The following is a 25713-nucleotide window of genomic DNA, read 5'->3' as shown; positions in this document are numbered from 1 at the left end:
TCAGTGACCCCTGCGTTAACTGACTCCCCGCATTCGCGAGCAAGCCCGCTCCCACAGGGGATTTGTGGTGTGGCGGCTACCGGGGGGCAACCCCCGGCGTCACCCCAAACCGCGTCCGATAATCACTCGGCGCCAGCCCGGTGATTTTCTTGAAGGTCGAACGAAACGCGCCCGGGTCCTGATACCCGACAGTCCAGGCAATGTGATCAATAGTCCCATTGGTGAACTCGAGCATCTCCCGCGCCTTGCCCACCCGCAGGTGCTGGCAGTATTCGGTGGGTTTGAGCCCGGTCGCCGCGCGAAAGCGCCGTAGAAACGTGCGCTCCTCCAGCCCCGCGCGCTCAGCCATCGCGCTCAGCGACACGTCGGTGGCGCCAGTGCTCTGCAGCCAATGCTGCACCTTGAGGATCGAAGCATCGCCATGGCTCAGGATCGGCGCGAAATTGCTGCCGCACTCGCTGGCGCTGTCGCTGTGTTCCACCACCAGAAAACGCGCGGTACCGGTGGCGATGCTCGGTCCCAGCAGGCGGTCGACCAGACGCAGACCCAGTTCAGACCATGCCATAAGGCCGGCGGTGGTGATCAGGTCGCCGTCATCGACGATGGGCGTATCGGCCTTGAGCTTGATCGCCGGGTAACGTTCGGCGAAGGATTTGGCCGAGGTCCAGTGGGTCGTGGCGCTGCGACCGTCGAGCAGACCGCTTTCAGCCAACAGCAGCGAACCCACGCACACCCCACCCAGGGTCGCGCCGTTGGCATGTTGTTGCCGCAACCAATCCAGCAGAGACTGCGGCGCCTGGCCTTCGGTGAAACCGGCGATTGATGGCGGGATCAATACCGCCATCAACCCACCTTGGTTGCCGGGATAACTGTCGTAGACCCGGGTAGGCATCTTATCGCCATCTGCCCGCCAATGGCTGACGCGCAGAAACGGCAAATGCGCAGCTTGATGCTCTGCGGCGACTCCGTTGGCCACCTCGAACAGATCAGTCAACCCATGCACCGCCGCCATCTGCGCGCCGGGATAGATCAACACGCCCAGTTCGACGATTGCCCTTTGTGCATCCATTGTCAGTTTTCCCCCGTCTATTGTCGGTGCGGCCAATCCCCGATCGGAGCGCCAGCGCCAATACTACATTCCACACCCAAACCGCACTTCGAGGAAACAGTCATGGCCAAGCAAGCACTCATCGTAGTTGATATCCAGAACGACTACTTCCCACAAGGCAAGTGGCCGCTGGCCGGCGCCGATGCCGCCGCGGACAACGCCGTACGCCTGCTCAAGTCCTTCCGTGAAGCCGGTGATTCGGTGGTGCATATCCGCCACGAATTCACCTCCGACGCCGCACCGTTCTTCACCCCGGGCTCGGAAGGCGCAAAACTGCATCCGAAGGTCCTCAACCAGAACAACGAGCCGGTGGTCCTCAAGCACTTCGTCAATTCGTTCCGCGAAACCGAATTGCAGTCGATCCTCGACGAGCAAGGCATCAAGGAACTGGTGGTCGCCGGCAGCATGAGCCACATGTGCATCGACGGCATCACCCGTGCCGCCAATGACCTGGGCTACAGCGTCACGGTGATCCACGACGCCTGTGCCTCACGGGATCTGGAATTCAATGGCGTGACCGTTCCAGCGGCGCATGTGCATGCCGCGTTCATGTCGGCTCTCGGTTTTGCCTATGCCAAAGTGATATCGACCGACGAGTTCCTGTCCGCCAACTGATCGACCCCGCAAACGCTCAAGGCCGGTAGCCTCACTCAGGTTACCGGCCTTTTTAGTGTGTCTGAAAATCTCACGCGTGAGCCATTGTGAGCTGTCAGAATTGACTGTAGTGTTTCAGCGCGTGAGTTTTCATAACGGGAGTGGCCACCATGAAAAGCAGCTCTTCAGCACGGGCATCCGCCGGCAAGGAAGAGCGCTCGAAACCGTCCACGAAAAAGCCCTCGAGCTTCTACATGAAGCAGATGCGCGCTGGACTGGCCGCCGCCGGTTATGTGAAACACGAGACTTGGGTGCTTCCGGAAAATCGAAGCCTGCTCAAGCAAATGGAGCAACAGCTACGCCAACCGATTCTGGCTGGCTCATTCATGTCGGAGAAATACATGAGCGCAGGTAACAACTGGACCATCGACCGCCTGTTCACCGCCCTTCAGGCTCTGGACGAAGTGGTATCGCAGGAAATCACCCTCTCCCTCGTCCAAGGCTCCGAGTCCAGCATCAAGCTGGAAATGAACGAGTTTGGTGGCCTGCCGATTTACATCGCGGTGGTCGGCGAGCAGATCATCGTCGACACCGTACTGGTCGACATCGATTCGATCAGTGACGTGCGTGCCTTCAACGATGCCGTGCTGCGCAGCCGCGAGCTGTTCCCGCTGTCCTCGATCGGCATCGAATCCATGCCGAACGGACAGACCGTCTACAACATGTTCGGCGCGCTGAGCTCCGACTCGAGCCTGACCAACGTGGTCACCGAGATCAAAACCCTGGTGGACAACGTGCATCGCGCCAGCGAAGCCTTCGAACACTTCTTCAAGTAATCCTCTTCCAAGCCATTCGCAAACAGGGAAAATCCAATGACTCAGTCCATCTGGAGCAAGTTGTTCACCGCATTGCGCGGCGGCGCCAGCGAAGTCGGCGAGGCCATCGTCGACCAGCAGGCCCTGCGCATCCTCGATCAGGAAATCCGCGACGCCGACAGCGCCCTGGCCAATGCCCGGCGCGAGCTGGTCACCATCATGGCCAAACACAAACTCTCGGCCGATCGCGTCGGTGAGTACAACGCCAAGATCAAGGACTTGGAGTCCAAGGCACTCGCCGCGATCCAGGCCAATCGCGAAGACCTGGCGCTGGAAGTGGCCGAAGCCATTTCGACCCTGACCAACGATCTGGATGTCGAACAGAAGCAGGCCACCGAGTTCGGCACCTACGCCGACAACATGCGCAAGGACATCAACAAGGCCGAAGCGCGGATCAAGAGCCTGCGCCAGCAAGTGGACATGGCCAAAGCCCGCGAAAGCGTGCAGAAGGCCCAGGTCAGCGCTTCGATTGCCAGCGGTGGCGCCAACGGCAAGCTGGAAACCGCTGTCGGCACTCTCAATCGCCTGCAAGCCAAGCAACAGCAGCGCGCCGCTGAACTGAACGCCCAGGACGAACTGGCCGAGGCTTCATCCGGCAACGATCTGGATCGCAAACTGCGCGAGGCCGGCATCACCCCGGACGCAGGCAGCGCCAACGCCATTCTCGAGCGCCTGAAAAAACAGTCCGCCGAGTGATCCAGGCGGCAACCGCGCAACAGGAAGGGCATTGATTGCCCTTCTTTCATTTTGTCGATTCGAGGTCTTCGATGGGATGGTTTAAAAAGTTCATGGGGCTCGAAGCTCCAAACTCGGATTCGAAGTGGATTGCCAACGACAGCGTGCCGTCCAATGAGGCGCTCGCCGGGCCGCTGGGCTTGGCATTCGGCAAGGGCGTGATGTTCGACTCGACCCTGAAACTGCTGCTCGACGGGAAAACCACCGTGGCGATTCCCGAGTCCCAGCAGATCTGGAGCGCCGGCACCATCGAGCTCGGTCAATCGACCTGGCTGTCGCGCTACTACTTGAACGACGAGGATCACTGGCTGCAAGTGCACACCAGCGGCGAAATCGCCGGACAAGTCGAGTCGGTGATCCTGTTCAATTACCTGGATTACGTCACCATCAGCACTGAAGCGGAATTGCGCCGGCTGGCCGGTCCCGACAGCCGGATCGGCTTGCCGAACTATACCCATGACGGCATCGTATTCACCCGTGAATGGGGCACTGAGACCGGCCAGACGGAACTGGTGTCGCTGAGCGAAAACCTGAGCAATCCCGAGGAGACTTACCGCATCGAACACCATTCGATGCTCTACGCCCGCGACACCGGCCTGACCAATCGCCGGGAGTTCCTGCTGTTTTCCGTCGAGGAAGACGCAGAGGGCACCATCAGCCTGAGCACGTCCCGGGGCATCTCGCTGTACACCACCGATCTGACTATTTTTTAAACAGGAAGTTATCCATGCTGGAAGCACTCTCCATCTCCCTGAACAAAGCCGCCGTGCTCGGGTTCGTCTTGTACCTTGGCGGCGCTGCGGCGTTATTCGCATTGTTCCAGCTGATCTACACCCGAATCACGCCCCACAAGGAATTCGAACTGATCCGCTCGGGCAACGTGGCCGCCGCGATTGCCCTGGGTGGCGCGATCATCGGTTTCGCCATTCCGGCCAGCAATGTCATCGCTTACTCCATCAGCATTCTGGATTTCGTTGTCTGGGCCGTGATCGCCGCGTTCGTCCAGTTGCTGGCGTTCCTGATGACCAGCCTGGTGCTCAAGGGCGTGTCCGAGCGCATTCAAAAAGGTGAAATTGCTGCGGGTATCTATGTGGCGGCAGTGGCCATCAGCGTCGGCATGTTGAACGCCGCGTGCATGACCCCATCCCAGAACTGACGGCAGGGAGCGCCGAATGAAACGAAGCAAGTACGTACAGCTTTCGCTGGCCGCGTCGGTCGCCATGGCGATATCGGGCTGCGGGCCAACGGAAAAAACCTACGCGGTGCAGAAGAAGTACAACTTCCAGTCCGTTCAGCAGTGCGCCGATGAAAAGCTGCCGGTGGATGTCTGCTCCGACGCCTACATGACCGCCCTGGCCGAGCATCGCCGCATGGCCCCGGTGTACGACAACCAAGCCGATTGCGATGCCGACTTCGTCGCCGATTGGTGCCAGCAGGACTCGGCCGGCAAGTTCATCCCCCGGCTGGGCGGCTTCGAACTGACGGCTGATGGCCAGGTCACGCAATCCCAGGTGGACGCCGCGAGGGCCCAGTTGCCTGCGTCAGAAACCAGCAACAGTGGCGGCGGTTCGGGCTTTTCCACCAGCAGCCTGCTGACCGGCCTGCTGATCGGCAACATGCTGAGCAACAACCGCAACAGCTACTACTCCGAGCCGGTCTATCGCTATCGCGATGATCGCGGCAGCTACGGCTCTTCCACGCTCAGCCAGCGGATCGCCAAGGGCTCAACGTTCTACCGCTCCAACCAGGCGAAATACGGCAGCGGCTACAGCACCACCTCTACGCGCCCGGCCAAGAAACCGATTTCCGTGGCTTCTTCCACCTCCCGTGGCGGCTTCGGCAGCAAGGCCAGTGCCCGCAGCGGCTGGGGCGGCGGATCGAGCAGCTGAGGACGCAAGGCCATGAAGAAAATCCACTGCGCAGAGCGGCATGACTGGAAACAGACGGCCGAGAGCCTCGGCTTTCTGTTCCATACCATCGACGACGAACCCTATTGGGACGAAAGCGCGTACTACCAGTTCACGCTCAAACAGATCGAAAACGATCTGGAAGACCCGACCTCCGAGATCCACGAAATGTGCATGGATCTGGTGGCCCGGGTGGTCAAGAGTGAAGAGCTGCTGGAGCGTCTGAGCATTCCTGCGCCCTTCCACGACCTGATCCGCACGTCGTGGCTCGAAGGCCATCCGCACCTGTACGGGCGCATGGATTTCTCCTACAACGGCAACGGCCCAGCCAAGTTGCTGGAGCTGAACTACGACACCCCCACCAGTCTGTACGAAGCCGCCGCCTTTCAATGGGGCTGGCTGGAGCAGTGCATCGAGCGCGGGTTGCTGCCCAAGAGTGCCGACCAGTTCAACAGCATCGACACCAAACTGCATCAGGCCTTCGCCCAGCTTCAGCTCAAGCAACCGTTCTACTTTGCCTCGATGAAAGACTCGGTGGAAGACAGGGGCACCACTGACTACCTGCGCCTGATCGCCGAAAAGGTCGGCATCGAATCACGGCACATCGATATCGAAGATATCGGGCTGACCAGTGAAGGCCGTTTCGTCGATCTTGAAGATCGCTGGATCCCTCACCTGTTCAAGCTGCATGCCTGGGAGTTCATCTTCCACGAACCGTTCGGCGCGGCGATTGCCGAGAGTGACACGCAGTTTTTCGAGCCGGCCTGGAAATCGATCCTGTCCAACAAGGGCATCCTGCCGCTGCTGTGGGAATTCAACAAAGGTCACCCGAACCTGCTCGCCGCCCACCTGGATACCGAGCCAGGCAAAGCGGTGCCCAAGGGCTGGGTTCGCAAACCGTACTTCTCGCGGGAAGGCGCCAACATCGAGTTGCAAACCGCGGAGGGCATGATCGTGAAGCAGGATGGGCCTTACACGGACGCGCCGTTCATCCTGCAGGAATTCGCCCCGCTGCCGAAGTTCGGCGAGAGCTATACGCTGATCGGCTCCTGGGTGATCGGCGATCAGGCGGCGGGCATCGGTGTCCGGGAAGACAACAGCCTGATCACCAAGGATTCGAGCCGGTTTCTGCCACACCTGATACTCGACTGAAAAATCGCGGGCAGCAAAAAGCCCGGGATCCTTTGGGAATGCCTGGCTTTTTTTGTTCCAAGCGTTTAATTAGAACGGTTCTATTCACCAAAAAACGACAACAACTCAAATTTCCCTTTTGAGTCAACATGTTGAAAATCAGGTACTCACCATTTAAAAAAAGTGTAAACACCACCAGGCTTTGAAGCACCGTTGTTTACACTTTTCTACCATGCTGAAGCCGGTCGAGCACCTGGATTGAGACCAGAAAGGGCGGGCTTGCCAGCCTGGGACTAGACCTAGCTCTGCAGTTGTTAAGCCAGCCTTCGCCAGCACCGCCGTTGGCGGCATCGTCAATAAATGCTTGAAACGCGTTTTCCAATAGGAAATAGGATCAATTTTTGTAAGCAGGGCCTGCACAACCACCGCCCAGGCAAAAATCCGACCGCAGTCATTTTGGGAGGGTAATTCGGCCTTGATAGCATTGACAACCTCTGCTCCTCGCAACGCTAAACCTGATCGTGATCCTGCAATATCAATGCAGCATTTTGATCGCCAGCTCAAACGAATACACTCGCATGAGGCAAGGTGCCACCAACCAGTTACGCTACGGATACCCGCATGGATTACACACGCATCAGGGGCATGGAATCAGGACAGCGCCTTGCCTTCGAAGAACTTATCTGCCAGCTAGCTCGACGGGAAAGGCCAGCCGCTGACGCGGAATTCAGGCGAATAGAAGGTTCCGGCGGGGACGGAGGAATCGAGGCATATTGGTTGCTCGATGATGGGAGCGAGATCGGGTATCAAGCCAAATACTATACGAAGTCTCGAGAAGTAAATTGGGCAAACATTGATGACTCTGTAGAGACCGCTCTAAAGGCTCACCCAGACCTGACAAAGTACGTCATTGCGCTCCCATGTGATCTTACTGACAAAACTGGAAAGCAAGGTCGTGGCAACACTGGTTGGCATTCTTGGAATGCACGAAAAGCTAAATGGGCTGAACTTGTTGCGCCAGGAAAAAGCATAGAGTTCATTGTTTGGACAGCCTCTGATATCACGGACCGGCTAACTCATCCGTCAGCAGAAGGCCTCCGCCGCTTCTGGTTTGGAGATTTTGAGTTCTCGGCCCGTTGGTTCTCTGACCACATCGCTTTGGCCATCAAGTCGCTGGATGAAAGATATCACCCTGAAGATCATGTAGAGGTCGGGATACAGCGAGTATTTCGAATAGCGTTACGCGCCCCCTGCATCATCACAGAGATCCAAGAACAGATCGCCAGGATTTACGCTGCAGCTCAACTCAAATCCGTTGGAAAAACCTTAGGTGGCCAGGCCGACCAAATAGAAAAAATCGAGCGGGAAATTGGTTCGCTCGAAAGGCTTTCTCATCAATTCACAACCGACGCTTGGAAAAATTGGCCCCTAAGGGAAGTCGTACAAACCGTTGAGAATATCTCGGAAAACGTCCACGACTTAGAACGGGCCGTGTGGAATTTGCGAGAGTCAACGCCGGAGCAGCCAAAGTCAGGATTCTCCGCGCTGGACTCAGCAGACCACACACTGAGAAAGCTTAGCGATGCGGCTTACATTTTCAGGTCTTTTATTCAGAACCGCCATTTCTCCGCCGAGTACCGACGCAGCATTTTCATATATGGAAAAGCAGGAACAGGAAAATCACATCTGTTAGGGAGTATCGCCGAAAGCGCCATATCGGAAGGTCGGCCTGTCTTCTTCATCCTTGGCCAGCATTTAACAGCAGAAAATATCTGGACTCAGATATCCAGACGGCTCGGTATAGATGAGATCAATCCTGATGCTTTACTGCAGGCGCTAAGCGCGGCAGCTGATGCCAGCGGTAAGCGCGGTTTAATTTTGGTAGATGCGGTCAATGAAGGCGCGGGGTTGACGCTTTGGCGTAATGAGCTAGCTGAGTTCATCGCCAGGGTTGAGCGCTACGCCAATCTCCTACTAGTGTTCAGTTGCAGAACTGAGTACAAGCCTTATGTCGTCCCTAGAACTGTAGAGGAGACGATTCCATCGTTCAGAATTCAAGGATTCGAAACTAAGGAAGAGCAATCACGAGCAGCGAGAATATACCTAGGCGGACGTGGTATCTCTCAACCAAATACACCATGGCTGGCAGCGGAATTCGTTAATCCGCTCTTCCTGCGCAGCGCTTGTGTGGCTCTGAAGCGAGAAGGTCTCAGACATTTCCCTAAGGGACTGGTGGGTACGAAGCAGGTATTCTCTTTCTACACAAGAAGCATTGCCCGGAACTTGGGAGTAGGAAGGGATGGCAGCGACGAGCTGGTCATACCCACCAACCAGGCACTCGCTGCAATTGCTGCTTATATGGCAGCCCATAGACGAGACTTTGTACCTCACATTGATGCTATTCGAATCGTAGGAGAAAAGTTTCATGCGTATCCTACACCCCCTGGGATAACTTGGTTCGAGGCCCTTCAGAGAAACGGACTTTTCAGACTAGATCCTGATCCCAGAGGCTGGGATGCTGATCCGTTCGCAGTTCCGGAGGACATAGTTCGTTTTAGCTTCCAACGCCTTCAGGACTATCTAATGGCCTCTGGTCTTCTGAAGGAGGTTAATGACCCATCGGAAGCATTGCGAGCTGGCACCCTTCAATTTATCCACGATGGCGAGAGTATTCACGGCGAATGGGCCGGGCTTACAGATGCACTTTCCGTGCAGTTACCCGAGCTATTTCATCAAGAGTTACTTGATCTACTACCTGGAGACATCGGGGTTTGGGCTGATGACTACGCCATTGGCAACGCATTCATCGAAAGCCTAAGATGGAGGAATAACGACTCTTTCACTGAGCGCACCCTAGAAATATTCGAGGCGTTCGTAAAAGCTGAAGAGGAACACTTCGATATTATTGTCCAGGTAAGCGCGAGTGTGGGGCACCCATGGAACGCTAGGGTACTTCACAAAAAGTTGATCAACCGAAGCATGGCAAATCGGGATGCATACTGGACTGTACTTATTAACGGGCTTCCCTTGGGCGAGGGTGATACCGCACGGAGACTGATCGAGTGGAGTGCCCTTGAGCAAAATGACCATACTGATCCGGAAGTTCAGCACCTCTGCGCGATAACTCTCACGTGGTTCCTCGCGAGTTCAAACCGCGAGCTACGTGATAAATCAACCAAGGCGCTCACGTCCTTGATGATCCGCAACCTATCCCTTTATGCGAAGCTCTCTCAAGCCTTTTACGAAGTCGACGACCTTTATGTGCTGGAGCGCCTCCACACAGCCGCTTACGGCGCGTGTTGCATCAGAAATGACGAGCAAATTCTACGTGAATTTGCTGGCGTGGCTTACAAGACCGTATTCAGTCGTGAAGATGTTCCTGCATCCATTCTGCTCAGAGATGCTGCTTTCGGAATCATTGAGCTTGCACACGCCAGAGGCTATCTGCCCAGTACCGTAGACATGCTGCAATCAAGGCCGCCCTATACCTCCAAGGTAATTCGCCTGGCAGTGACTGAGGAAGCGCTGGATAAAGCGGCCAATCGAGCGGGCGACTCCCAAATACAAGACTCTTGCGCTCAGTGGGGAGGTGATTTTGGATGCTACGAGATACGTCCGCGCGTTAGCTCATTTGCAAACGTGTCCCTGAGCAAGGCAGAGCCTCTCACTCTGACCGAACGGTATGAAGTCTTCGAGCAGGAAGTCATAGATCATTGCCCTTTACGTGTCGAACTCCTGGAGCTGATGCGTAGCTTCGCACCCAATCGCTTCCGAGATCTCGCCATGCGTCGGAAGGGCAAAGCTGCAAAAGACTACTCAGAACACTTCAGAGACTGTGAAGAGCTGCTTCTGATGCAATTGAGCGCAAAGGAAAAAGCCCGGTATCACAAGGAGTACAGGCCACGTTTCAACAATGAAGATGGGCGACCAGATCCTTTGCCGCACATCGACATAGCCGCTGCCCAACTATGGGTTGCCAAGCGAGCCTACGCACTGGGATGGACGAAAAAGCTCTTCCCCAATGACCGAAGCAGGCGGCATGACTACAGCCGAGACCGGCCTCTCGTCGAGCGGATCGGCAAGAAGTACCAGTGGCTGGCTTTGGATGAGCTCCTCTGCAGTCTTGCTGACAATAAATGGATGTCGGAGCGAGCCCTCCACGGCTCGCGCCAGTATGCAGGGCCACTCGACATTGGCTTCCACCGAGACATTGATCCCACGATCCTGCTTCCTGCCGAGCTCCCAGCCAAGCCCAGAGACTCTATTGGGAGGTGCGAGATCAGTATGCGAGAGACTTCCGAGGCAGAGCTTGGCAAGTGGCCGTTTGAAGAGAATCCCGCGACGAACATGCCAAACCTATTGGTCAGGAAGGATTCGACTGGCCAGGACTGGGTGGTTCTGCACGAGCATCGCTCGGAGACAGAGTGTTATAAGGACAGATCCGACCGCGAGCACGGGCAAAGAAAGCAAGAATGGCGATTTCTGTTGCCAGTAATTGTCAGGCAGGAAGACGAGGAAGCCCTCATAAAGTACATCCGCCTGCAGAAAGAGATCCGAGTGGACAATTGGTCGACGCGCAACTCAACGGACAATGGCTATCTCCTGGAGGCCCCATGGCGCTCAACTTGGGATCAGGAGCAGTGGTCAATTATGGACTTTTACAACATCGGCGAGGTAGAGGTTGCTTACCCTTGTTTCCGCTACCACTGGGAGTCACACCTGGACGCCTCGCTGACGGACGGCGCCCATGCTCTGATGCCTGCGCCCTGGTTAGCCAAACGCCTCGGCCTGAAACCAGATTACGCAAACCCGAATATTTACGTTGGTACTTCCGGCACTCCTCTCTTCATCAGTGGGCAGAGCAGAGATGACGGCTCACACGCCTTCATTGACCGAGATCTATTCAATACATTCCTTGAGGAAGATGGTTTCTCGTGCATATGGGTGTTCGTCACCGAACGTGGCGCGTGGCCTGATGGAGGAAACCACCATGCGTCCTGGCGCCGTTCTGAAGGAGTCGTCTGGCATAGCAAGGGGAAACCCCAGATCCATCACTGGAAACGGGACACCGACAAGAGTGAGACAGAGGAGCCGCTTGATTTTGAGTCGTGAGATCAGAGGTGTGAAACAGCCTGATTGATCTGAACTCAGCTCGGTTTCGCTCCACGCCATGAAGCAACTCGATCCGATGGATACTCAACGAGGTGAACACAGCCTATCCAGGCTTCAACGCTCGCTTCTCTGTCGAGGATGCAGAAGAGAGCGCTGAAGCACTGCTGAGCCGGCTTGAAGCCTACTTCGCACACTGCCTGACCAAGCTTCGGAGGAGCGAGCACGGCAGGCGGCCTTCAAATTCGTCCATTAAAAATAGGTCAAGAATTGCACATATCCGCTGGGATTCGCCGTAAGCGCCAATAATGGCATAATGACACGCCGCCTCTCGAGGCGGTTGCGACGCCAGGTGCATAGCTATTGCTTACGGGCTCGCTGATCGAATGGTTTTTTCAAGGATGGTAGATGCGACTGAATTCAATCCCAAACAAGGTAGTCTTCTCAACTATTCTTGGAGCTCTGTTTTTAATTTGTATAACCACGATGTATTACGGGGTGAATGATGCCTTTTTTGAGCTTACCGAAAACCAAATAATGTATTTGTATTCGACTTCGGCTCAGGTCTTGGCCGCTGTGTACGGCTTAACACTGACAGGCTATATATTTTTCCGGGGCGAGCTCGGGCGAGAAGCTAGGGCTGACGCCACCCGTACCGAGCCGATTGCGAAGCTCGAACATAGGTATTTCCAGCAGTTGGCTGTCATCACCGCGCTCGTTATGTTCACGATGCTATTTACAAGCCTTGTGTTCGCCTATGAGAACTCTTCCAACACTTTGCTACTGACCATTCTGCTGAACCTCGCCCAATCACTCTTCGCCGTATCTTTCATCACCATTGCGTTTTTTGTTGTGGACATTGTTGAGCCCGATGGGCTTGAGTCTGCCAGTATCGCACTCCAAAATGAGATTGACCCTAAAAATCAAGCAGGGGAGCGGAACGGAAAGCTAGAGGATTTCGTTAAGAACTACAATCAGATTGAAGGCCTTTTAGCCTCAGCCACCAATTTCGAAACGATGGTCATGGCAGTAGCAGAGCCATTAAAAAACAATAAGCGAACCTCTAATAGCCGGCTGGCTAGGCTCTTGCTCCAGAGCGAACGAATTACGACAGAACTGTACAACAAACTAAGAGAACTCATTTCACTTAGAAATGCGATTATCCATGGTGCAGACCCAAAAGTTAGCCACCACATGGTGGTGCAATCCTCGGAAGTTCTTAAAGAACTTCAGGACTCCCTCGGCGAGCCTTCTTCGTTATGATGGCTAATCTGAGCCCAAGCTGTTCATAGGGTGGGTACAAACCCTCATTGTAAGCCGCTCGACCTCTTGGGTAGATCTCTGCTCATCCAACCGCTCGCTGAGGCTCCTCGCAGGTAACACTCATGGGCTTTTCCACAGCGCCTCAAGATTGACATCATCACTCGCGGGCCTGTGCCCTTCCAGCAATGGATCTACCTTCAGGATCATCGGCAAGTCGAACGCCGTTCCAGTGAGTACGCAGCACCCTTTGACCAAGGTAGGTATCAATGATTTGGACGAAGCGTCCAATGTACTGATCGTATTATCGAGCAACATCAAGTCACGCTCGTTGACCAGACGATGAATGAAGAAATTATGTATTTGGGAGACGATAGTGGGAGAAATGTCCGCAGGCCGTTGGCTGGAGAGCGTCAGGTACACACCATATTTTCGTCCTTCCTTGATTATTTCCTCAAACAGCTCCAAGCGATAATCCTTCCAGATTTCATGCTCTCGTGTTGATTGCTCTGAAAGAATGTTATGCGCTTCATCAATGATCAGGTGCAGGGTTTTAGTGGGAGGGCTGTTTAACCCTTCAGCTTCCTTGTGATTCACATAAAAATTCTTGGCAATGAGCATCGGCAGAATTTTTTTCACATCGTTCTTACATTTCTTCAGGGAGATGACATGCAACAGAGCGGGCTGCGGTGCGTCATCGACGATATGCAGGACGTTACGCAATCCCGCCAGAGAAGACCTCGCCCTGCCCAATACGGGCTGGATATGCTCGTATTGCGCGTAGCCCATCACCACATCATTGCAAAGCTGTAAATAACACCGAAAAAGTAGCTCATCGAATTGATCCAGCTCCTCCAGGTTCACATGCTCGGCGAGGAAAGGTTTCAAAAAGTCAGAAAATGATTTTCCATCTGAATCGTAGTAATGCCCCTCCAGCGCTCTAAAATATTTATTTTGCGCATGGTATTTGACCCCGGCCAAATGGTGTTGCAACGCTTCCGAGTCAACAATTCGGGCGACCTCGCGCGCCAACTCAAGCGCTTCCGGCTTAGGCTCTGCGGCAGCAAACACCCGCTCAAAGGTTTTGACCAAGAAATGCGAGAGCGGAATTTCTTTAAACTTCTCCTTCCCTGATAAGACCCGCCGCAGAAACGGAGCCTGCGTGTTCGTGGTTGCCTGAAAAAGTAGACTGAGGGTTTCTGCATCCCAGAAGTGAGCACTCTCCAACGTGAATTTTTGCGCGCCTTTCTTGGAATCTAAAACCGTCACTTTTTTATCTGCGGCGGCTAGGATCTGGTCGCCCGTGTACTCACCATTGAAGTCTATGATAATGAACTGACTCTTTCCTTTTAACCCTTCAAGCTTTTCCCGAAACAAGGTCGTGTAGAGCTTGGCCAACGTATTCGATTTCCCACTGCCCGTGTTTCCAAAAATGCCCAGATGACTGTTAAACAGCCGCGTCCAAGGAAGGCTAATAGCGACGTTTTCCTTGAGCATCGCACCGATTGTGAAGCTGGCCCCATTGTTCACACCGTAGATCTTCCCGACCATCTCCTCACTAAGTAGAGAGGCAAGGTCTCTGATCATCGGCAGATACTTTACGCCTTCATAGAACTGATGATCGGCCACGTAGCCGATGGGCCGGACATCGACTTTCCTGATGTAGGCAGTTTTTTCGGCGGACTCGTCCAGCTTGCGCTCATCGAGGTATTCACCTTCGACCAGACAGACGATATCGATGAACCCGCGCTGGATCAGCAAATGCTCTCTGATTGACACCCCTCTGTACTTCACCCCATCGTGAAACAGAGTCTCCTGGTTGGAATCCTCGAATATCCTCAAGGTAATCCTGACGCCGCTGACGGCGATAACCTCACCTACAGAGATGGTCATCAGTGAGCATCTCCGGACTCGTAGGCTTGCGGACTGAGCGAAAGCACATGCTTATTGAAATTGGCAAAATTCAAGTCAGCCCCCTCGGGCGGGCCGATGACCTTGACGTTTCTCCAAGCCCCAAACTCGTCGCGCATTTTCTGCGCGCCCCGCTGGCTATAGGCACAAACAAACGTCTGGAGCTTGGGGTTTGACAGCGAGCGCTGAACGAGTTTGAGGATGTGCTCATCCGCAAAGGAGAACCCGAACGTGATCAGGATCGAGTTAGGTCGCTCCAACTCGTAGCTGAGGAGCCTGAGCATTTGATAGTAGTGCTCTTCAAAAACCGTCTCGTGAAACTTCCATTTTGTAGGATTCACGATGGGCAGCTTGTTGTATTCGTACCAGAATCTATCTATTTGATGATGGGTAAGCTTCACCATCGGGACCTCGTCAGTGACGCCCCCTTTGGTAACTAGGTACTTTGAAAACTCCGAAATCTTGTTTTCGACGTGTGGAGTGAGCACGTTCTTGAAGTCATTCTTGTAGCTCACCTCAATCTTGTCACCGCTCTTGGCCCAGTAAACTGAACCATGCAAGTGAATGATGTTGAGCTGCGGGACGCCGTAAGCGGCACGTTCGAACACCCCGGTCTGGCATTGAAACGTGTTGAAGTTTTTGGCGTGCAGATGCTTCTTATAGAACCCTGAGGTTCCATCGTTCACAACAAATTCGTGCGCCCCTTTCACGAGTAGACGATCAGCTGAGTGCGCCAGGCAGCCATCATAATTGGTCGTGAAAATGTTGATCTTTCGATTAGCATCCTTTCGTCTGTCTAGGAACCCTAATAACGTACGCAAAAACACTTCGTAGTGGTGAAGGTTTTCCAGCCCCTCAGGCGTGGTGATCGCTGACGGAGTAAATGTCTGTACGGGATGAATGCACGTGTTGTAGTAGTGCATAAACAGCGCCGCATTCTTTTCGGGGCGCAGTGCATATTTGGTTGACAGCGTTTCAATCGTCTCCCAATTGCCCTGCGCATCCCGAATCTGCAACCCCAGAGTGGGAAACAGATCTGCCGACGCACCCGAGCCGATCAGGATATTGACGTTTTTGTTGTAGATATCCAGTGCTTCTATAGGCTCAAACATTCAACCTCCTGTCTCTCGGCCTATCTACTTGTCCTGTTCTGCGTCCTCCATGAAAGGTTTTCGAGGCGCCTGAGCAGCAAGCTACTGTTTTGCCACCATGTAGTCTAGGCCTGCCGGCTTTCTCATTGCACGGCTCCCCAAGTAGATGGTCACCCAACCAAGACATGCCAAGACGCTCCGCTCACCAGCTAAGCTTTGGACCACAGGCCCGATGGCTTATGCTGGTGTGACCAACAGCCGCCATCCATTACACAGTTCAAACAAGCGAAGGCGACCTTGGGCGAATTGAAAAGAAAACCTGCCATAAAGACATGTACACGCTCCTTTTCTGGTTCTCCTCACTGAAGGCATACATCGTCAGACAAGCCATGCCACACGCAGGCACAGATCGCGAAATGGAATGCATTTCATTTTTTAATCGCAAAGCAGGTCAGCGCTTTTTGGACACTAGAGGAGGCGAACAGCGCACAAGCGAAGAGACATTCAAAAGGTGTAAAGCAAAAGCCCCACGCTTCTTTACAAAAACGCGGGGCTTTCTTGTGGGCTTTTAGAGACTAACCCTGTGTAAACACTGGGGTCAGTCCTCTTAATTTGCTTTAGACACTTCCATAGGTCCCGATTAGAACGGGATATCGTCATCAAAGCTGTCGAAATCCGGAGCTGGCTGCGGAGCGGCCTGTTGTGGCGCTGGACGCTGCTGCGGTGCCGACTGCTGAGGGCGTGGAGCCTGCTGGCGTGGCGCGGACTGCTGGTAGTTGTTACCACCGCCTTGTTGGTCACCCTGCTGTGGACGACCGCCCAGCAGCTGCATGGTGCCTTGCATGTCGACCACGATTTCAGTGGTGTAACGCTTGATGCCGTCTTTTTCCCACTCGCGGGTCTGCAACTTGCCTTCGATGTAGACTTGCGAACCTTTACGCAGGTATTCGCCGGCGATTTCCGCCACTTTGCCGAACATCGATACACGGTGCCATTCGGTCTTTTCAACTTTCTGACCGGTTTGCTTGTCGGTCCACTGTTCGCTGGTCGCCAGACTCAGGTTGGTCACGGCGTTACCGTTCGGCAGGTAGCGAACTTCAGGATCCTGGCCGCAAGTGCCGACCAATATGACTTTGTTAACCCCACGGGCCATTACGTTCTCCTAGGCTACGCACGCTGCCCCGGCCGGGTTGTTCACCAGGTCTTCCAGGGTGCTGCGATCCAATAGTTCGGTGTCCAATTTGATGTAAATGGCCGCCTCATCAGCGACTATCACTGCATCTGTTACCCCTACGACGGCCTTCAGGCGCTCGACCAGACCCGCTTCGCGGATCGCCTCGGGCGACAACGGCAAGCGCAGGCTTGTCACGTAGGGAGGTTCACGCATGGTAACAGCAAAGGCCAACCAGAGTGCAGCCAGAGCCGCACATCCCAGGAACACAACCGACAAACCGCCGTGCTGGAACATCCAGCCGCCGAGAATTCCGCCCAATGCCGAACCGAGGAATTGACTGGTGGAATAAACCCCCATCGCCGTGCCCTTGCCGCCAGCCGGTGAAACCTTGCTGATCAGCGACGGCAGCGAAGCCTCCAGCAGGTTGAACGCGGTGAAGAACACCACCGTACCCACCACCAGAGCCCGCAGGCTGTCGCCGAACTGCCAGAAGAATAGCTCAGTGAGCATCAGCGTCACGACGGCACCGAGCAGAACTCGTTTCATTTTGCGTCGTTTTTCGCCGTAGATAATGAACGGGATCATGGCGAAGAAAGAGATCAGCAGCGCTGTGAGGTACACCCACCAGTGCTGTTCCTTGGGCAGCCCGGCCTTCTCGACCAGCGCCAGCGGCAAGGCCACGAAGCTCGACATCAACATCGCGTGCAACACGAAGATACCCAAATCCAGGCGCAACAGGTCCGGGTGCTTGAGGGTCGGCATCAAGGCCTGGCGCGCGACGCCGGACTCGCGGTGCTGCAATGGACCGGTGGAGCGCGGCACCATGAACATCACGATCACGATACCCACCAGCGCCATGCCACCGGTGGCCAGGAACAATCCGGAAAGGCCGAAAGCCCGGGTCAGCAAGGGACCGACCACCATCGCCACGGCGAACGACAGGCCGATGGTCATGCCGATCATGGCCATGGCCTTGGTGCGATGCTGCTCGCGAGTCAGATCCGATAACAAGGCCATGACTGCGGCGGAAATCGCCCCTGCGCCTTGCAGGATACGACCGGCGATCACGCCCCAGATCGAATCGGCGTTGGCCGCCAATACGCTGCCAAGGGCGAATACCACCAACCCGAGGTAAATCACCGGGCGACGGCCGATGCGATCGGAAATGATGCCGAAAGGAATCTGGAAAATTGCCTGGGTCAGGCCGTAAGCGCCAATCGCCAGCCCTATCAGGGCGGGGGTCGCTCCAGCGAGGTCCATGCCATAGGTCGCCAGTACCGGCAACACCATGAACATGCCCAGCATGCGGAAGGCGAACACCAGGGCCAGACCGCTCGCCGCGCGGGTCTCGCTGCCACTCATGCGTTCGCTGTGGGGATCGTGCATGGAAAAACCTCATGTGAACCGGCGGCGATTCTACCAGTCCGATCGATTGACTGGGTATATCGCGACGCTTTGCCGCGTGTAGATGAAAGACCTTTCATGTAAGCCTGCAATGACATCATTCGATAGTGTGCATCCATCCAGTATTTGGCCGTATACTCCTACGTTTTCGACGCCCGCCAAGCGAGGCCACTTTGGACAAGATCCTGATCCGTGGGGCTCGAACCCACAACCTGAAGAACATCGACCTGACCCTGCCGCGGGACAAGCTGATCGTCATCACCGGCCTGTCCGGCTCCGGCAAGTCGTCGCTGGCATTCGACACACTGTACGCCGAAGGCCAGCGCCGCTACGTCGAATCGCTGTCAGCCTACGCCCGACAATTCCTGTCGATGATGGAAAAGCCCGACGTCGACACCATCGAAGGCCTGTCGCCGGCCATCTCCATCGAGCAGAAGTCGACCTCGCACAACCCGCGTTCGACCGTCGGCACCATCACCGAGATCTACGACTACCTGCGTTTGCTGTATGCGCGCGTCGGCATCCCGCGCTGCCCGGATCACGACATCCCGCTGGAAGCGCAGACCGTCAGCCAGATGGTCGATCTGGTCCTCGCGCAGCCGGAGGGCAGCAAACTTATGCTGCTGGCACCGGTCATCCGCGAGCGCAAAGGCGAGCACCTCTCGGTCTTCGAAGAGCTGCGGGCCCAGGGTTTCGTTCGTGCCCGGATCAACGGCAAGCTCTATGAGCTGGACGAAGCGCCTAAGCTCGACAAACAGAAGAAACACACCATTGACGTGGTGGTCGACCGCTTCAAGGTCCGCGCCGATCTGCAACAGCGACTGGCCGAATCCTTCGAAACCGCGCTCAAGCTGGCGGATGGCATTGCGCTGGTAGCGCCGATGGACGACGAACCGGGCGAAGAGATGATCTTCTCCGCACGCTTCGCCTGCCCGATCTGCGGCCACGCAATCAGCGAACTCGAACCCAAGCTGTTTTCCTTCAACAACCCGGCCGGCGCCTGTCCGACCTGCGACGGCCTTGGGGTCAAGCAGTTCTTCGACATCAAGCGACTGGTCAACGGCGAGCTAACACTGGCCGAAGGGGCGATTCGCGGCTGGGACCGGCGCAACGTCTATTACTTCCAGATGCTTGGCTCATTGGCCAGTCACTTCAAGTTCAGCTTGGAAGTGCCGTTCAACGAGTTGCCGGCCGACAAGCAGAAGCAGATCCTGCACGGCACCGGCTCACAGAACGTCGACTTCAAATACCTGAATGATCGCGGCGACATCGTCAAACGCTCGCACCCGTTCGAAGGCATCGTGCCGAACCTGGAGCGTCGCTATCGCGAAACCGAATCGGCTTCGGTGCGCGAAGAACTGGCCAAGTTTCTCAGCACCCAATCCTGCCCGGATTGCCGTGGCACCCGTCTGCGGCGCGAGGCGCGGCATGTGTGGGTGGGAGAGAAAAACCTGCCGGCAGTGACCAACCTGCCAATCGGTGATGCCTGCGAATATTTCGGCGGGCTGTCGCTGACCGGTCGTCGCGGCGAGATTGCCGACAAGATCCTCAAGGAAATCCGTGAGCGCCTGCAGTTCCTGGTCAACGTCGGCCTCGACTATCTGTCGCTGGACCGCAGCGCGGACACGCTGTCGGGCGGTGAAGCACAACGTATCCGTCTGGCCAGCCAGATCGGTGCGGGGCTGGTCGGCGTGCTGTACATTCTCGACGAACCTTCGATTGGCCTGCACCAGCGCGATAACGACCGCCTGCTGGGCACTCTGAAGCACCTGCGCGACATCGGTAACACGGTGATCGTGGTCGAACACGACGAGGACGCCATTCGCCTGGCCGACTACGTGGTGGATATCGGCCCGGGGGCCGGGGTCCATGGCGGCGCCATCGTTGCCGAGGGTACGCCGGACGAGGTGATGTCGCATCCGGATTCGCTGACCGGCAAGTACCTGTCGGGTCGGGTGAAGATCGAAGTACCGGCCAAGCGCACACCTCGCAACAAGAAGCTGTCGCTGTCGCTGAAAGGCGCCCGTGGCAACAACTTGCGCAATGTCGATCTGGATATTCCGATCGGCTTGCTGACTTGCGTGACGGGTGTGTCCGGCTCGGGCAAATCCACGCTGATCAACAATACGCTTTTCCCTCTCAGCGCCACGGCGCTGAACGGTGCGACGACACTCGAAGCGGCTCCGCACGACAGCATCAAGGGGCTGGAGCATCTGGATAAGGTGGTCGATATCGACCAGAGCCCGATTGGACGCACGCCGCGCTCCAACCCGGCGACTTACACCGGGTTGTTCACGCCGATTCGCGAGCTGTTCGCCGGCGTGCCAGAGTCCCGCTCCCGCGGTTATGGTCCGGGGCGCTTCTCGTTCAACGTAAAGGGTGGGCGCTGCGAAGCCTGTCAGGGCGATGGTCTGATCAAGGTCGAGATGCACTTCCTGCCGGACATCTACGTACCGTGCGACGTCTGCAAGAGCAAGCGCTACAACCGCGAAACCCTGGAGATCAAGTACAAGGGCAAGAGCATTCACGAGACCCTCGAGATGACCATCGAGGAAGCCCGAGAGTTCTTTGACGCGGTCCCGGCCCTGGCGCGCAAGCTACAGACGTTGATGGACGTCGGCCTGTCCTACATCAAACTGGGGCAATCGGCGACCACGCTGTCCGGTGGCGAGGCACAGCGGGTCAAGCTTTCCCGCGAACTGTCCAAGCGCGATACCGGCAAGACCCTGTACATCCTCGACGAGCCGACAACCGGCCTGCACTTCGCGGATATCCAGCAACTGCTCGACGTATTGCACCGCTTGCGCGATCACGGCAATACCGTGGTGGTGATCGAGCACAACCTGGACGTGATCAAGACAGCCGACTGGCTGGTGGACCTGGGGCCGGAAGGCGGCTCCAAAGGTGGCCAGATCATCGCCGTTGGCACACCAGAGGAAGTCGCCGAGATGAAACAATCTCATACCGGCTACTACCTCAAACCGCTGCTGGAGCGTGATCGGGCCTGATCAAGGCCCATGAAAAAGCCCCGGTCACTGTCTCAGTGGCCGGGGCTTTTTTGTATCTGGGTGAATCAGGCGTGGGACTGCAGGTAGTTCTGGATACCGATCAGCTTGATCAGGCCCAGCTGCTTTTCCAGCCAATAGGTGTGATCTTCTTCTGTGTCGTTGAGCTGAACTTCGAGGATCTCGCGGCTGATGTAATCCTGGTGCTTCTCGCAGAGCTCGATGCCTTTGCAGAGAGCGGCGCGTACTTTGTACTCGAGGCGCAGGTCCGCTTCCAGCATCTCCGGTACCGTGGTGCCGACATCGAGATCATCAGGACGCATGCGTGGAGTACCTTCGAGCATCAGAATGCGGCGCATCAGTGCATCGGCATGCCCGGCTTCTTCTTCCATCTCGTGGTTGATTCGTTCGTAGAGCTTGGTGAAACCCCAGTCCTCATACATCCGCGAGTGCACGAAATATTGGTCACGCGCGGCCAATTCGCCGGTCAGCAACGTGTTGAGGTAATCGATAACGTCTGGGTGGCCTTTCATCGCCCTACATCTCCCTGCTTGAAAGTCTGTAGTTTGAACCAACACGACTCCATCGTCACGGACCAAACGCAATAAAAGCGAAGATATTCTTAGAAAAGCAGCCTAAATAACGCAAAAACCGCCCAAATAAGGGCGGTTCTGCTTCTCATTTAGACTTCGTTAATCTGTACATTGAGCAGCTTTGCGATTGCTTCTCCATACGCCGGATCAGCCCTGAAGAAATGCTGCAACTGGCGATCGACGACATCGCTCGATACACCTGCCATCGCACCAGCGATGTTGCTAACCAGCAGCGTCTTCTGTTCATCGCTCATCAGGCGGAACAGCGCGCCTGCGTGGCTGTAGTAGTCCGTGTCTTCGCGATGATCGTAGCGATCGGCAGCGCCACTCAGAGCCAACTGCGGCTCGGCGTAGTGCGGAGTTTGCTTTGGCGAGTCGACGTAGCTGTTGGGCTCGTAATTCGGCGCCGCGCCACCATTGGTGCCGAACGCCATCGAACCATCGCGCTGGTAGCTGTTGACCGTGCTACGAGGTGCGTTCACCGGCAGTTGCTGGTGATTGGTGCCCACACGGTAGCGGTGCGCGTCGGCATAGGCGAAGACGCGACCTTGCAGCATGCGATCCGGAGAGAGGCCTACACCTGGCACCATGTTGCTTGGGCCAAAGGCAGCCTGTTCTACTTCCGCGAAATAGTTGAGCGGGTTGCGGTTCAACTCCAGCTCACCGACCTCGATCAGCGGAAACTCTTTCTGCGACCAGGTTTTGGTCACGTCGAACGGGTTTTCGTAATGCGCAGCGGCCTGGGCCTCGGTCATGATTTGGATGCACACGCTCCATTTCGGGAAATCACCGCGCTCGATGGCTTCGAACAGGTCGCGCTGGGCGTAATCCGGGTCGGTACCTGCCAGGCGCGCGGCCTCAGCTGGCGCCAGGTTCTTGATGCCCTGTTTGGTTTTGTAGTGCCATTTCACCCAGTGCCGCTCGCCCTTGGCGCTGATCAGGCTGTAGGTGTGGCTACCGAAGCCGTGCATGTGGCGATAGCCGTCGGGGATGCCGCGGTCCGAGAACAGGATCGTGACCTGGTGCAGTGCCTCAGGGGAGTGCGACCAGAAATCCCACATCGCTTGCGCACTTTTCAGGTTGCTTTGCGGCAGACGCTTTTGGGTGTGGATAAAGTCCGGGAATTTCAAAGGATCACGAATGAAGAACACCGGCGTGTTGTTACCCACAATGTCCCAGTTGCCTTCTTCGGTGTAGAACTTCAGCGCAAAACCCCGTGGGTCGCGCTCGGTGTCAGCCGAACCACGCTCACCGCCCACAGTGGAGAATCGCAGGAAGGTTGGGGTTTGCTTGCCGACGGCCGCGAACAGCTTGGCGCTGGTGTACTCAGTGATATCACGAGTTACGGTGAAGGTGCCGTATGCCCCTGAGCCTTTGGCATGCACACGACGCTCAGGGATATTTTCACGGTTGAAGTGCGCCAACTTCTCGAGCAGGTGGAAGTCGTCAAGCAACAGCGGCCCACGCGGGCCTGCGGAGCGGGAATTCTGATTATCAGCGACAGGAGCGCCACTGGCAGTGGTAAGCATCTTGTTTTGGCTCATGCGATCTCTTCCTTTATCGGTCTTGAACTGCCGGCTAATCGGCTGAAAGGAAGTATTGACGATGAGCATGACACCATCTAATTCATTAACTCATCTCAATCGATAGAGATAACCAATACCAACAGAACGTAAATCCACTTTTCGAGCGCGCACAAAAAACCGGGCACTAGGCCCGGTTCTTTGTTTCAGACTGACGTCTTACTCAGCGGAAACAGCTTCACCGCCGGTAGCACGATCAACCAACTCGACGTACGCCATAGGAGCGTTGTCGCCAGCGCGGAAACCGCACTTGAGAATGCGCAGGTAGCCACCCTCACGGGTAGCGTAACGCTTGCCCAGGTCGTTGAAGAGCTTGCCTACGATGGCTTTCGAACGAGTACGGTCGAAAGCCAGACGACGGTTAGCAACGCTGTCTGTCTTGGCCAGAGTGATCAGCGGCTCGGCAACGCGGCGCAGTTCTTTGGCTTTTGGCAGAGTAGTTTTGATCAGCTCGTGCTCGAACAGCGACACCGCCATGTTCTGGAACATGGCCTTGCGGTGCGAGCTGGTGCGGCTCAGGTGACGCCCACTTTTACGATGACGCATGGTTCATTCCTTACCAAACACTACGTTCGGTGATTACGACGATCAGGCAGTCGCCTTGTCGTCCTTCTTAAGACTTGCAGGCGGCCAGTTGTCGAGGCGCATGCCGAGGGACAGACCGCGGGAGGCCAGAACGTCCTTGATTTCAGTCAAGGATTTCTTGCCCAGGTTCGGAGTCTTCAACAGCTCTACTTCGGTACGCTGAATCAGGTCGCCGATGTAGTAGATGTTTTCCGCCTTAAGGCAGTTAGCCGAACGTACAGTCAGTTCCAGATCGTCAACCGGGCGAAGCAGGATCGGATCGATCTCGTCTTCCTGCTCGATTACCACTGGTTCGCTGTCACCTTTGAGGTCGACGAACGCAGCCAACTGCTGTTGCAGAATGGTTGCAGCGCGGCGGATAGCCTCTTCAGGATCCAGAGTACCGTTGGTTTCCAGATCAATAACCAGCTTGTCCAGGTTAGTACGCTGCTCGACACGGGCGTTTTCCACCACGTATGCGATACGGCGAACCGGGCTGAACGAAGAGTCAAGCTGCAAGCGACCAATGCTGCGGCTTTCGTCTTCATCGCTCTGACGCGAGTCTGCCGGCTCATAACCACGACCACGAGCTACTACGAGCTTCATGTTCAGGGCGCCGTTAGACGCCAGGTTAGCGATTACGTGATCGGGATTAACGATCTCGACATCATGATCCAGCTGAATATCGGCAGCGGTAACCACCCCCGAACCCTTCTTCGACAAGGTCAGCGTAACTTCGTCACGGCCGTGCAGCTTGATAGCCAGACCCTTAAGGTTCAACAGGATTTCAATTACGTCTTCCTGTACACCTTCGATGGCGCTGTACTCGTGGAGCACACCGTCAATCTCGGCCTCGACTACTGCACAGCCAGGCATTGAGGACAACAGGATGCGGCGCAGCGCGTTGCCCAGGGTGTGGCCAAAACCACGCTCGAGAGGCTCGAGAGTGATCTTGGCGCGGGTTGGACTGACAACCTGCACATCAATGTGACGGGGTGTCAGGAACTCATTTACCGAAATCTGCATGGATGCACCTATTTTCTAGCCCTTACTTGGAGTAGAGCTCGACAATCAGGCTTTCGTTGATGTCGGCGGACAGATCACTGCGAGCTGGAACGTTCTTGAAAACGCCCGACTTCTTCTCAGTGTCTACTTCTACCCACTCTACGCGGCCACGTTGAGCACACAGATCGAGAGCTTGGACAATGCGAAGTTGGTTTTTTGCTTTCTCGCGAACAGCAACCACGTCACCAGCACGAACCTGGTAGGACGGAACGTTAACGGTTTTGCCGTTTACGCTGATCGACTTGTGCGATACCAGCTGACGGGATTCGGCACGAGTCGAACCAAAGCCCATACGGTATACAACGTTGTCCAGACGGCATTCGAGCAGTTGCAACAGGTTTTCGCCGGTTGCGCCTTTCTTGCCAGCAGCTTCTTTGTAGTAGCCGCTGAATTGACGCTCGAGAACGCCGTAGATACGACGGACCTTCTGCTTTTCACGCAGTTGGGTGCCGTAATCGGACTGGCGACCGCGGCGCTGGCCGTGGATACCAGGTGCTGCTTCAATGTTGCACTTCGATTCGATCGCGCGCACGCCGCTCTTCAGGAAGAGATCGGTGCCTTCGCGACGAGCGAGTTTGCATTTTGGACCAATGTAACGAGCCAT

At 55.8% G+C, this 25713-nt stretch carries 20 protein-coding genes; 10 read left to right on the top strand and 10 right to left on the bottom strand.

The window, feature by feature from the left end; genetic code table 11:
• Positions 1-76 precede the first annotated feature (76 nt).
• Positions 77-1069 (bottom strand): GlxA family transcriptional regulator, encoded by a 993-nt coding sequence (locus ACW9JE_RS05485; protein WP_457432166.1) that lies wholly within the window; start codon positions 1067-1069, stop codon positions 77-79.
• A 102-nt stretch (positions 1070-1171) separates the two neighbouring features.
• Here ACW9JE_RS05485 and ACW9JE_RS05480 point away from each other — a divergent pair, with 102 nt between their 5' ends.
• The 9 genes from ACW9JE_RS05480 to ACW9JE_RS05440 all read left to right on the top strand — a co-directional run bounded on the left by ACW9JE_RS05480 (position 1172) and on the right by ACW9JE_RS05440 (position 12722).
• On the top strand, positions 1172-1723 hold the full coding sequence (locus ACW9JE_RS05480) for a cysteine hydrolase family protein (RefSeq protein WP_457432165.1): 552 nt from the start codon (positions 1172-1174) through the stop codon (positions 1721-1723).
• A 233-nt stretch (positions 1724-1956) separates the two neighbouring features.
• Positions 1957-2538 carry a YjfI family protein gene (locus ACW9JE_RS05475; RefSeq protein ID WP_457432167.1) on the top strand — a complete coding sequence of 194 codons (582 nt, stop codon included), beginning with the start codon at positions 1957-1959 and terminating at the stop codon, positions 2536-2538.
• A gap of 36 nt (positions 2539-2574) precedes the next feature.
• Positions 2575-3273, top strand: coding sequence for a PspA/IM30 family protein (locus tag ACW9JE_RS05470; protein WP_224535902.1), 699 nt, complete (start codon positions 2575-2577; stop codon positions 3271-3273).
• A gap of 71 nt (positions 3274-3344) precedes the next feature.
• Positions 3345-4025, top strand: coding sequence for a DUF2491 family protein (locus tag ACW9JE_RS05465; protein WP_457432164.1), 681 nt, complete (start codon positions 3345-3347; stop codon positions 4023-4025).
• Positions 4026-4039: 14 nt separating this feature from the next.
• The gene (locus tag ACW9JE_RS05460) at positions 4040-4468 is read left to right on the top strand and encodes a DUF350 domain-containing protein (RefSeq protein WP_224535897.1); all 429 of its coding nucleotides are present in this window, start codon (positions 4040-4042) and stop codon (positions 4466-4468) included.
• 16 nt (positions 4469-4484) lie between these two features.
• Entirely contained in the window at positions 4485-5201 is a 717-nt protein-coding gene (locus tag ACW9JE_RS05455) for a DUF1190 domain-containing protein (protein WP_457432163.1), read from the top strand.
• Between the two features lie 12 nt (positions 5202-5213).
• Positions 5214-6371, top strand: coding sequence for a glutathionylspermidine synthase family protein (locus tag ACW9JE_RS05450; protein ID WP_457432162.1), 1158 nt, complete (start codon positions 5214-5216; stop codon positions 6369-6371).
• Positions 6372-6971: 600 nt separating this feature from the next.
• Positions 6972-11462, top strand: a complete 4491-nt coding sequence (locus ACW9JE_RS05445; protein WP_457432161.1) for an ATP-binding protein — start codon at positions 6972-6974, stop codon at positions 11460-11462.
• Positions 11463-11867: 405 nt separating this feature from the next.
• Complete coding sequence (locus tag ACW9JE_RS05440) at positions 11868-12722, top strand: hypothetical protein (RefSeq protein ID WP_457432160.1); 855 nt, start codon at positions 11868-11870, stop codon at positions 12720-12722.
• 120 nt (positions 12723-12842) lie between these two features.
• Here the strand turns inward: ACW9JE_RS05440 and ACW9JE_RS05435 are convergent, their stop codons facing one another.
• The 4 genes from ACW9JE_RS05435 to ACW9JE_RS05420 form a co-directional block, all read right to left on the bottom strand.
• Positions 12843-14612 carry an ATP-binding protein gene (locus ACW9JE_RS05435; protein ID WP_457432159.1) on the bottom strand — a complete coding sequence of 590 codons (1770 nt, stop codon included), beginning with the start codon at positions 14610-14612 and terminating at the stop codon, positions 12843-12845.
• Positions 14612-15742 carry a hypothetical protein gene (locus ACW9JE_RS05430; RefSeq protein WP_457432158.1) on the bottom strand — a complete coding sequence of 377 codons (1131 nt, stop codon included), beginning with the start codon at positions 15740-15742 and terminating at the stop codon, positions 14612-14614. Before ACW9JE_RS05430 ends, ACW9JE_RS05435 begins: the two co-directional genes overlap by 1 nt.
• Positions 15743-16361: 619 nt before the next feature.
• On the bottom strand, positions 16362-16874 hold the full coding sequence (locus ACW9JE_RS05425) for a single-stranded DNA-binding protein (protein WP_110965122.1): 513 nt from the start codon (positions 16872-16874) through the stop codon (positions 16362-16364).
• Positions 16875-16883: 9 nt separating this feature from the next.
• Positions 16884-18281, bottom strand: a complete 1398-nt coding sequence (locus ACW9JE_RS05420) for an MFS transporter (RefSeq protein WP_224535894.1) — start codon at positions 18279-18281, stop codon at positions 16884-16886.
• 191 nt (positions 18282-18472) lie between these two features.
• Here ACW9JE_RS05420 and uvrA point away from each other — a divergent pair, with 191 nt between their 5' ends.
• Complete coding sequence (uvrA, locus tag ACW9JE_RS05415; RefSeq protein ID WP_224535892.1) at positions 18473-21307, top strand: excinuclease ABC subunit UvrA; 2835 nt, start codon at positions 18473-18475, stop codon at positions 21305-21307.
• A gap of 65 nt (positions 21308-21372) precedes the next feature.
• Here uvrA and bfr read toward each other — a convergent pair whose 3' ends face one another.
• The 5 genes from bfr to rpsD all read right to left on the bottom strand — a co-directional run bounded on the left by bfr (position 21373) and on the right by rpsD (position 25713).
• Positions 21373-21837, bottom strand: a complete 465-nt coding sequence (gene bfr / locus ACW9JE_RS05410; protein WP_110965125.1) for a bacterioferritin — start codon at positions 21835-21837, stop codon at positions 21373-21375.
• A 149-nt stretch (positions 21838-21986) separates the two neighbouring features.
• Positions 21987-23441: a catalase gene (locus tag ACW9JE_RS05405; RefSeq protein WP_457432157.1), complete on the bottom strand. Its 1455-nt coding sequence runs from the start codon at positions 23439-23441 to the stop codon at positions 21987-21989.
• 198 nt (positions 23442-23639) lie between these two features.
• Positions 23640-24026, bottom strand: a complete 387-nt coding sequence (rplQ, locus tag ACW9JE_RS05400) for a 50S ribosomal protein L17 (protein ID WP_110965127.1) — start codon at positions 24024-24026, stop codon at positions 23640-23642.
• Positions 24027-24068: 42 nt separating this feature from the next.
• Positions 24069-25070, bottom strand: a complete 1002-nt coding sequence (locus tag ACW9JE_RS05395) for a DNA-directed RNA polymerase subunit alpha (protein WP_007924176.1) — start codon at positions 25068-25070, stop codon at positions 24069-24071.
• Positions 25071-25092: 22 nt separating this feature from the next.
• A complete protein-coding gene (gene rpsD / locus ACW9JE_RS05390; protein ID WP_122852423.1) occupies positions 25093-25713 on the bottom strand; it encodes a 30S ribosomal protein S4 in 621 nt (206 codons plus the stop codon).

The organism is Pseudomonas sp. SDO55104_S430 (assembly GCF_054070595.1).
This window is presented reverse-complemented; position numbering and strand designations above follow the sequence as displayed.

What these genes read in the sequence shown, in the direction of transcription:
- ACW9JE_RS05485 (WP_457432166.1), bottom strand. Translation starts at nt 1,069, where the DNA reads ATGGATGCACAAAGGGCAATCGTCGAACTGGGCGTGTTGATCTATCCC.
- ACW9JE_RS05480 (WP_457432165.1), top strand. Translation starts at nt 1,172, where the DNA reads ATGGCCAAGCAAGCACTCATCGTAGTTGATATCCAGAACGACTACTTC.
- ACW9JE_RS05475 (WP_457432167.1), top strand. Translation starts at nt 1,957, where the DNA reads ATGAAGCAGATGCGCGCTGGACTGGCCGCCGCCGGTTATGTGAAACAC.
- ACW9JE_RS05470 (WP_224535902.1), top strand. Translation starts at nt 2,575, where the DNA reads ATGACTCAGTCCATCTGGAGCAAGTTGTTCACCGCATTGCGCGGCGGC.
- ACW9JE_RS05465 (WP_457432164.1), top strand. Translation starts at nt 3,345, where the DNA reads ATGGGATGGTTTAAAAAGTTCATGGGGCTCGAAGCTCCAAACTCGGAT.
- ACW9JE_RS05460 (WP_224535897.1), top strand. Translation starts at nt 4,040, where the DNA reads ATGCTGGAAGCACTCTCCATCTCCCTGAACAAAGCCGCCGTGCTCGGG.
- ACW9JE_RS05455 (WP_457432163.1), top strand. Translation starts at nt 4,485, where the DNA reads ATGAAACGAAGCAAGTACGTACAGCTTTCGCTGGCCGCGTCGGTCGCC.
- ACW9JE_RS05450 (WP_457432162.1), top strand. Translation starts at nt 5,214, where the DNA reads ATGAAGAAAATCCACTGCGCAGAGCGGCATGACTGGAAACAGACGGCC.
- ACW9JE_RS05445 (WP_457432161.1), top strand. Translation starts at nt 6,972, where the DNA reads ATGGATTACACACGCATCAGGGGCATGGAATCAGGACAGCGCCTTGCC.
- ACW9JE_RS05440 (WP_457432160.1), top strand. Translation starts at nt 11,868, where the DNA reads ATGCGACTGAATTCAATCCCAAACAAGGTAGTCTTCTCAACTATTCTT.
- ACW9JE_RS05435 (WP_457432159.1), bottom strand. Translation starts at nt 14,612, where the DNA reads ATGACCATCTCTGTAGGTGAGGTTATCGCCGTCAGCGGCGTCAGGATT.
- ACW9JE_RS05430 (WP_457432158.1), bottom strand. Translation starts at nt 15,742, where the DNA reads ATGTTTGAGCCTATAGAAGCACTGGATATCTACAACAAAAACGTCAAT.
- ACW9JE_RS05425 (WP_110965122.1), bottom strand. Translation starts at nt 16,874, where the DNA reads ATGGCCCGTGGGGTTAACAAAGTCATATTGGTCGGCACTTGCGGCCAG.
- ACW9JE_RS05420 (WP_224535894.1), bottom strand. Translation starts at nt 18,281, where the DNA reads ATGCACGATCCCCACAGCGAACGCATGAGTGGCAGCGAGACCCGCGCG.
- bfr (WP_110965125.1), bottom strand. Translation starts at nt 21,837, where the DNA reads ATGAAAGGCCACCCAGACGTTATCGATTACCTCAACACGTTGCTGACC.
- ACW9JE_RS05405 (WP_457432157.1), bottom strand. Translation starts at nt 23,441, where the DNA reads ATGAGCCAAAACAAGATGCTTACCACTGCCAGTGGCGCTCCTGTCGCT.
- rplQ (WP_110965127.1), bottom strand. Translation starts at nt 24,026, where the DNA reads ATGCGTCATCGTAAAAGTGGGCGTCACCTGAGCCGCACCAGCTCGCAC.
- ACW9JE_RS05395 (WP_007924176.1), bottom strand. Translation starts at nt 25,070, where the DNA reads ATGCAGATTTCGGTAAATGAGTTCCTGACACCCCGTCACATTGATGTG.
- rpsD (WP_122852423.1), bottom strand. Translation starts at nt 25,713, where the DNA reads ATGGCTCGTTACATTGGTCCAAAATGCAAACTCGCTCGTCGCGAAGGC.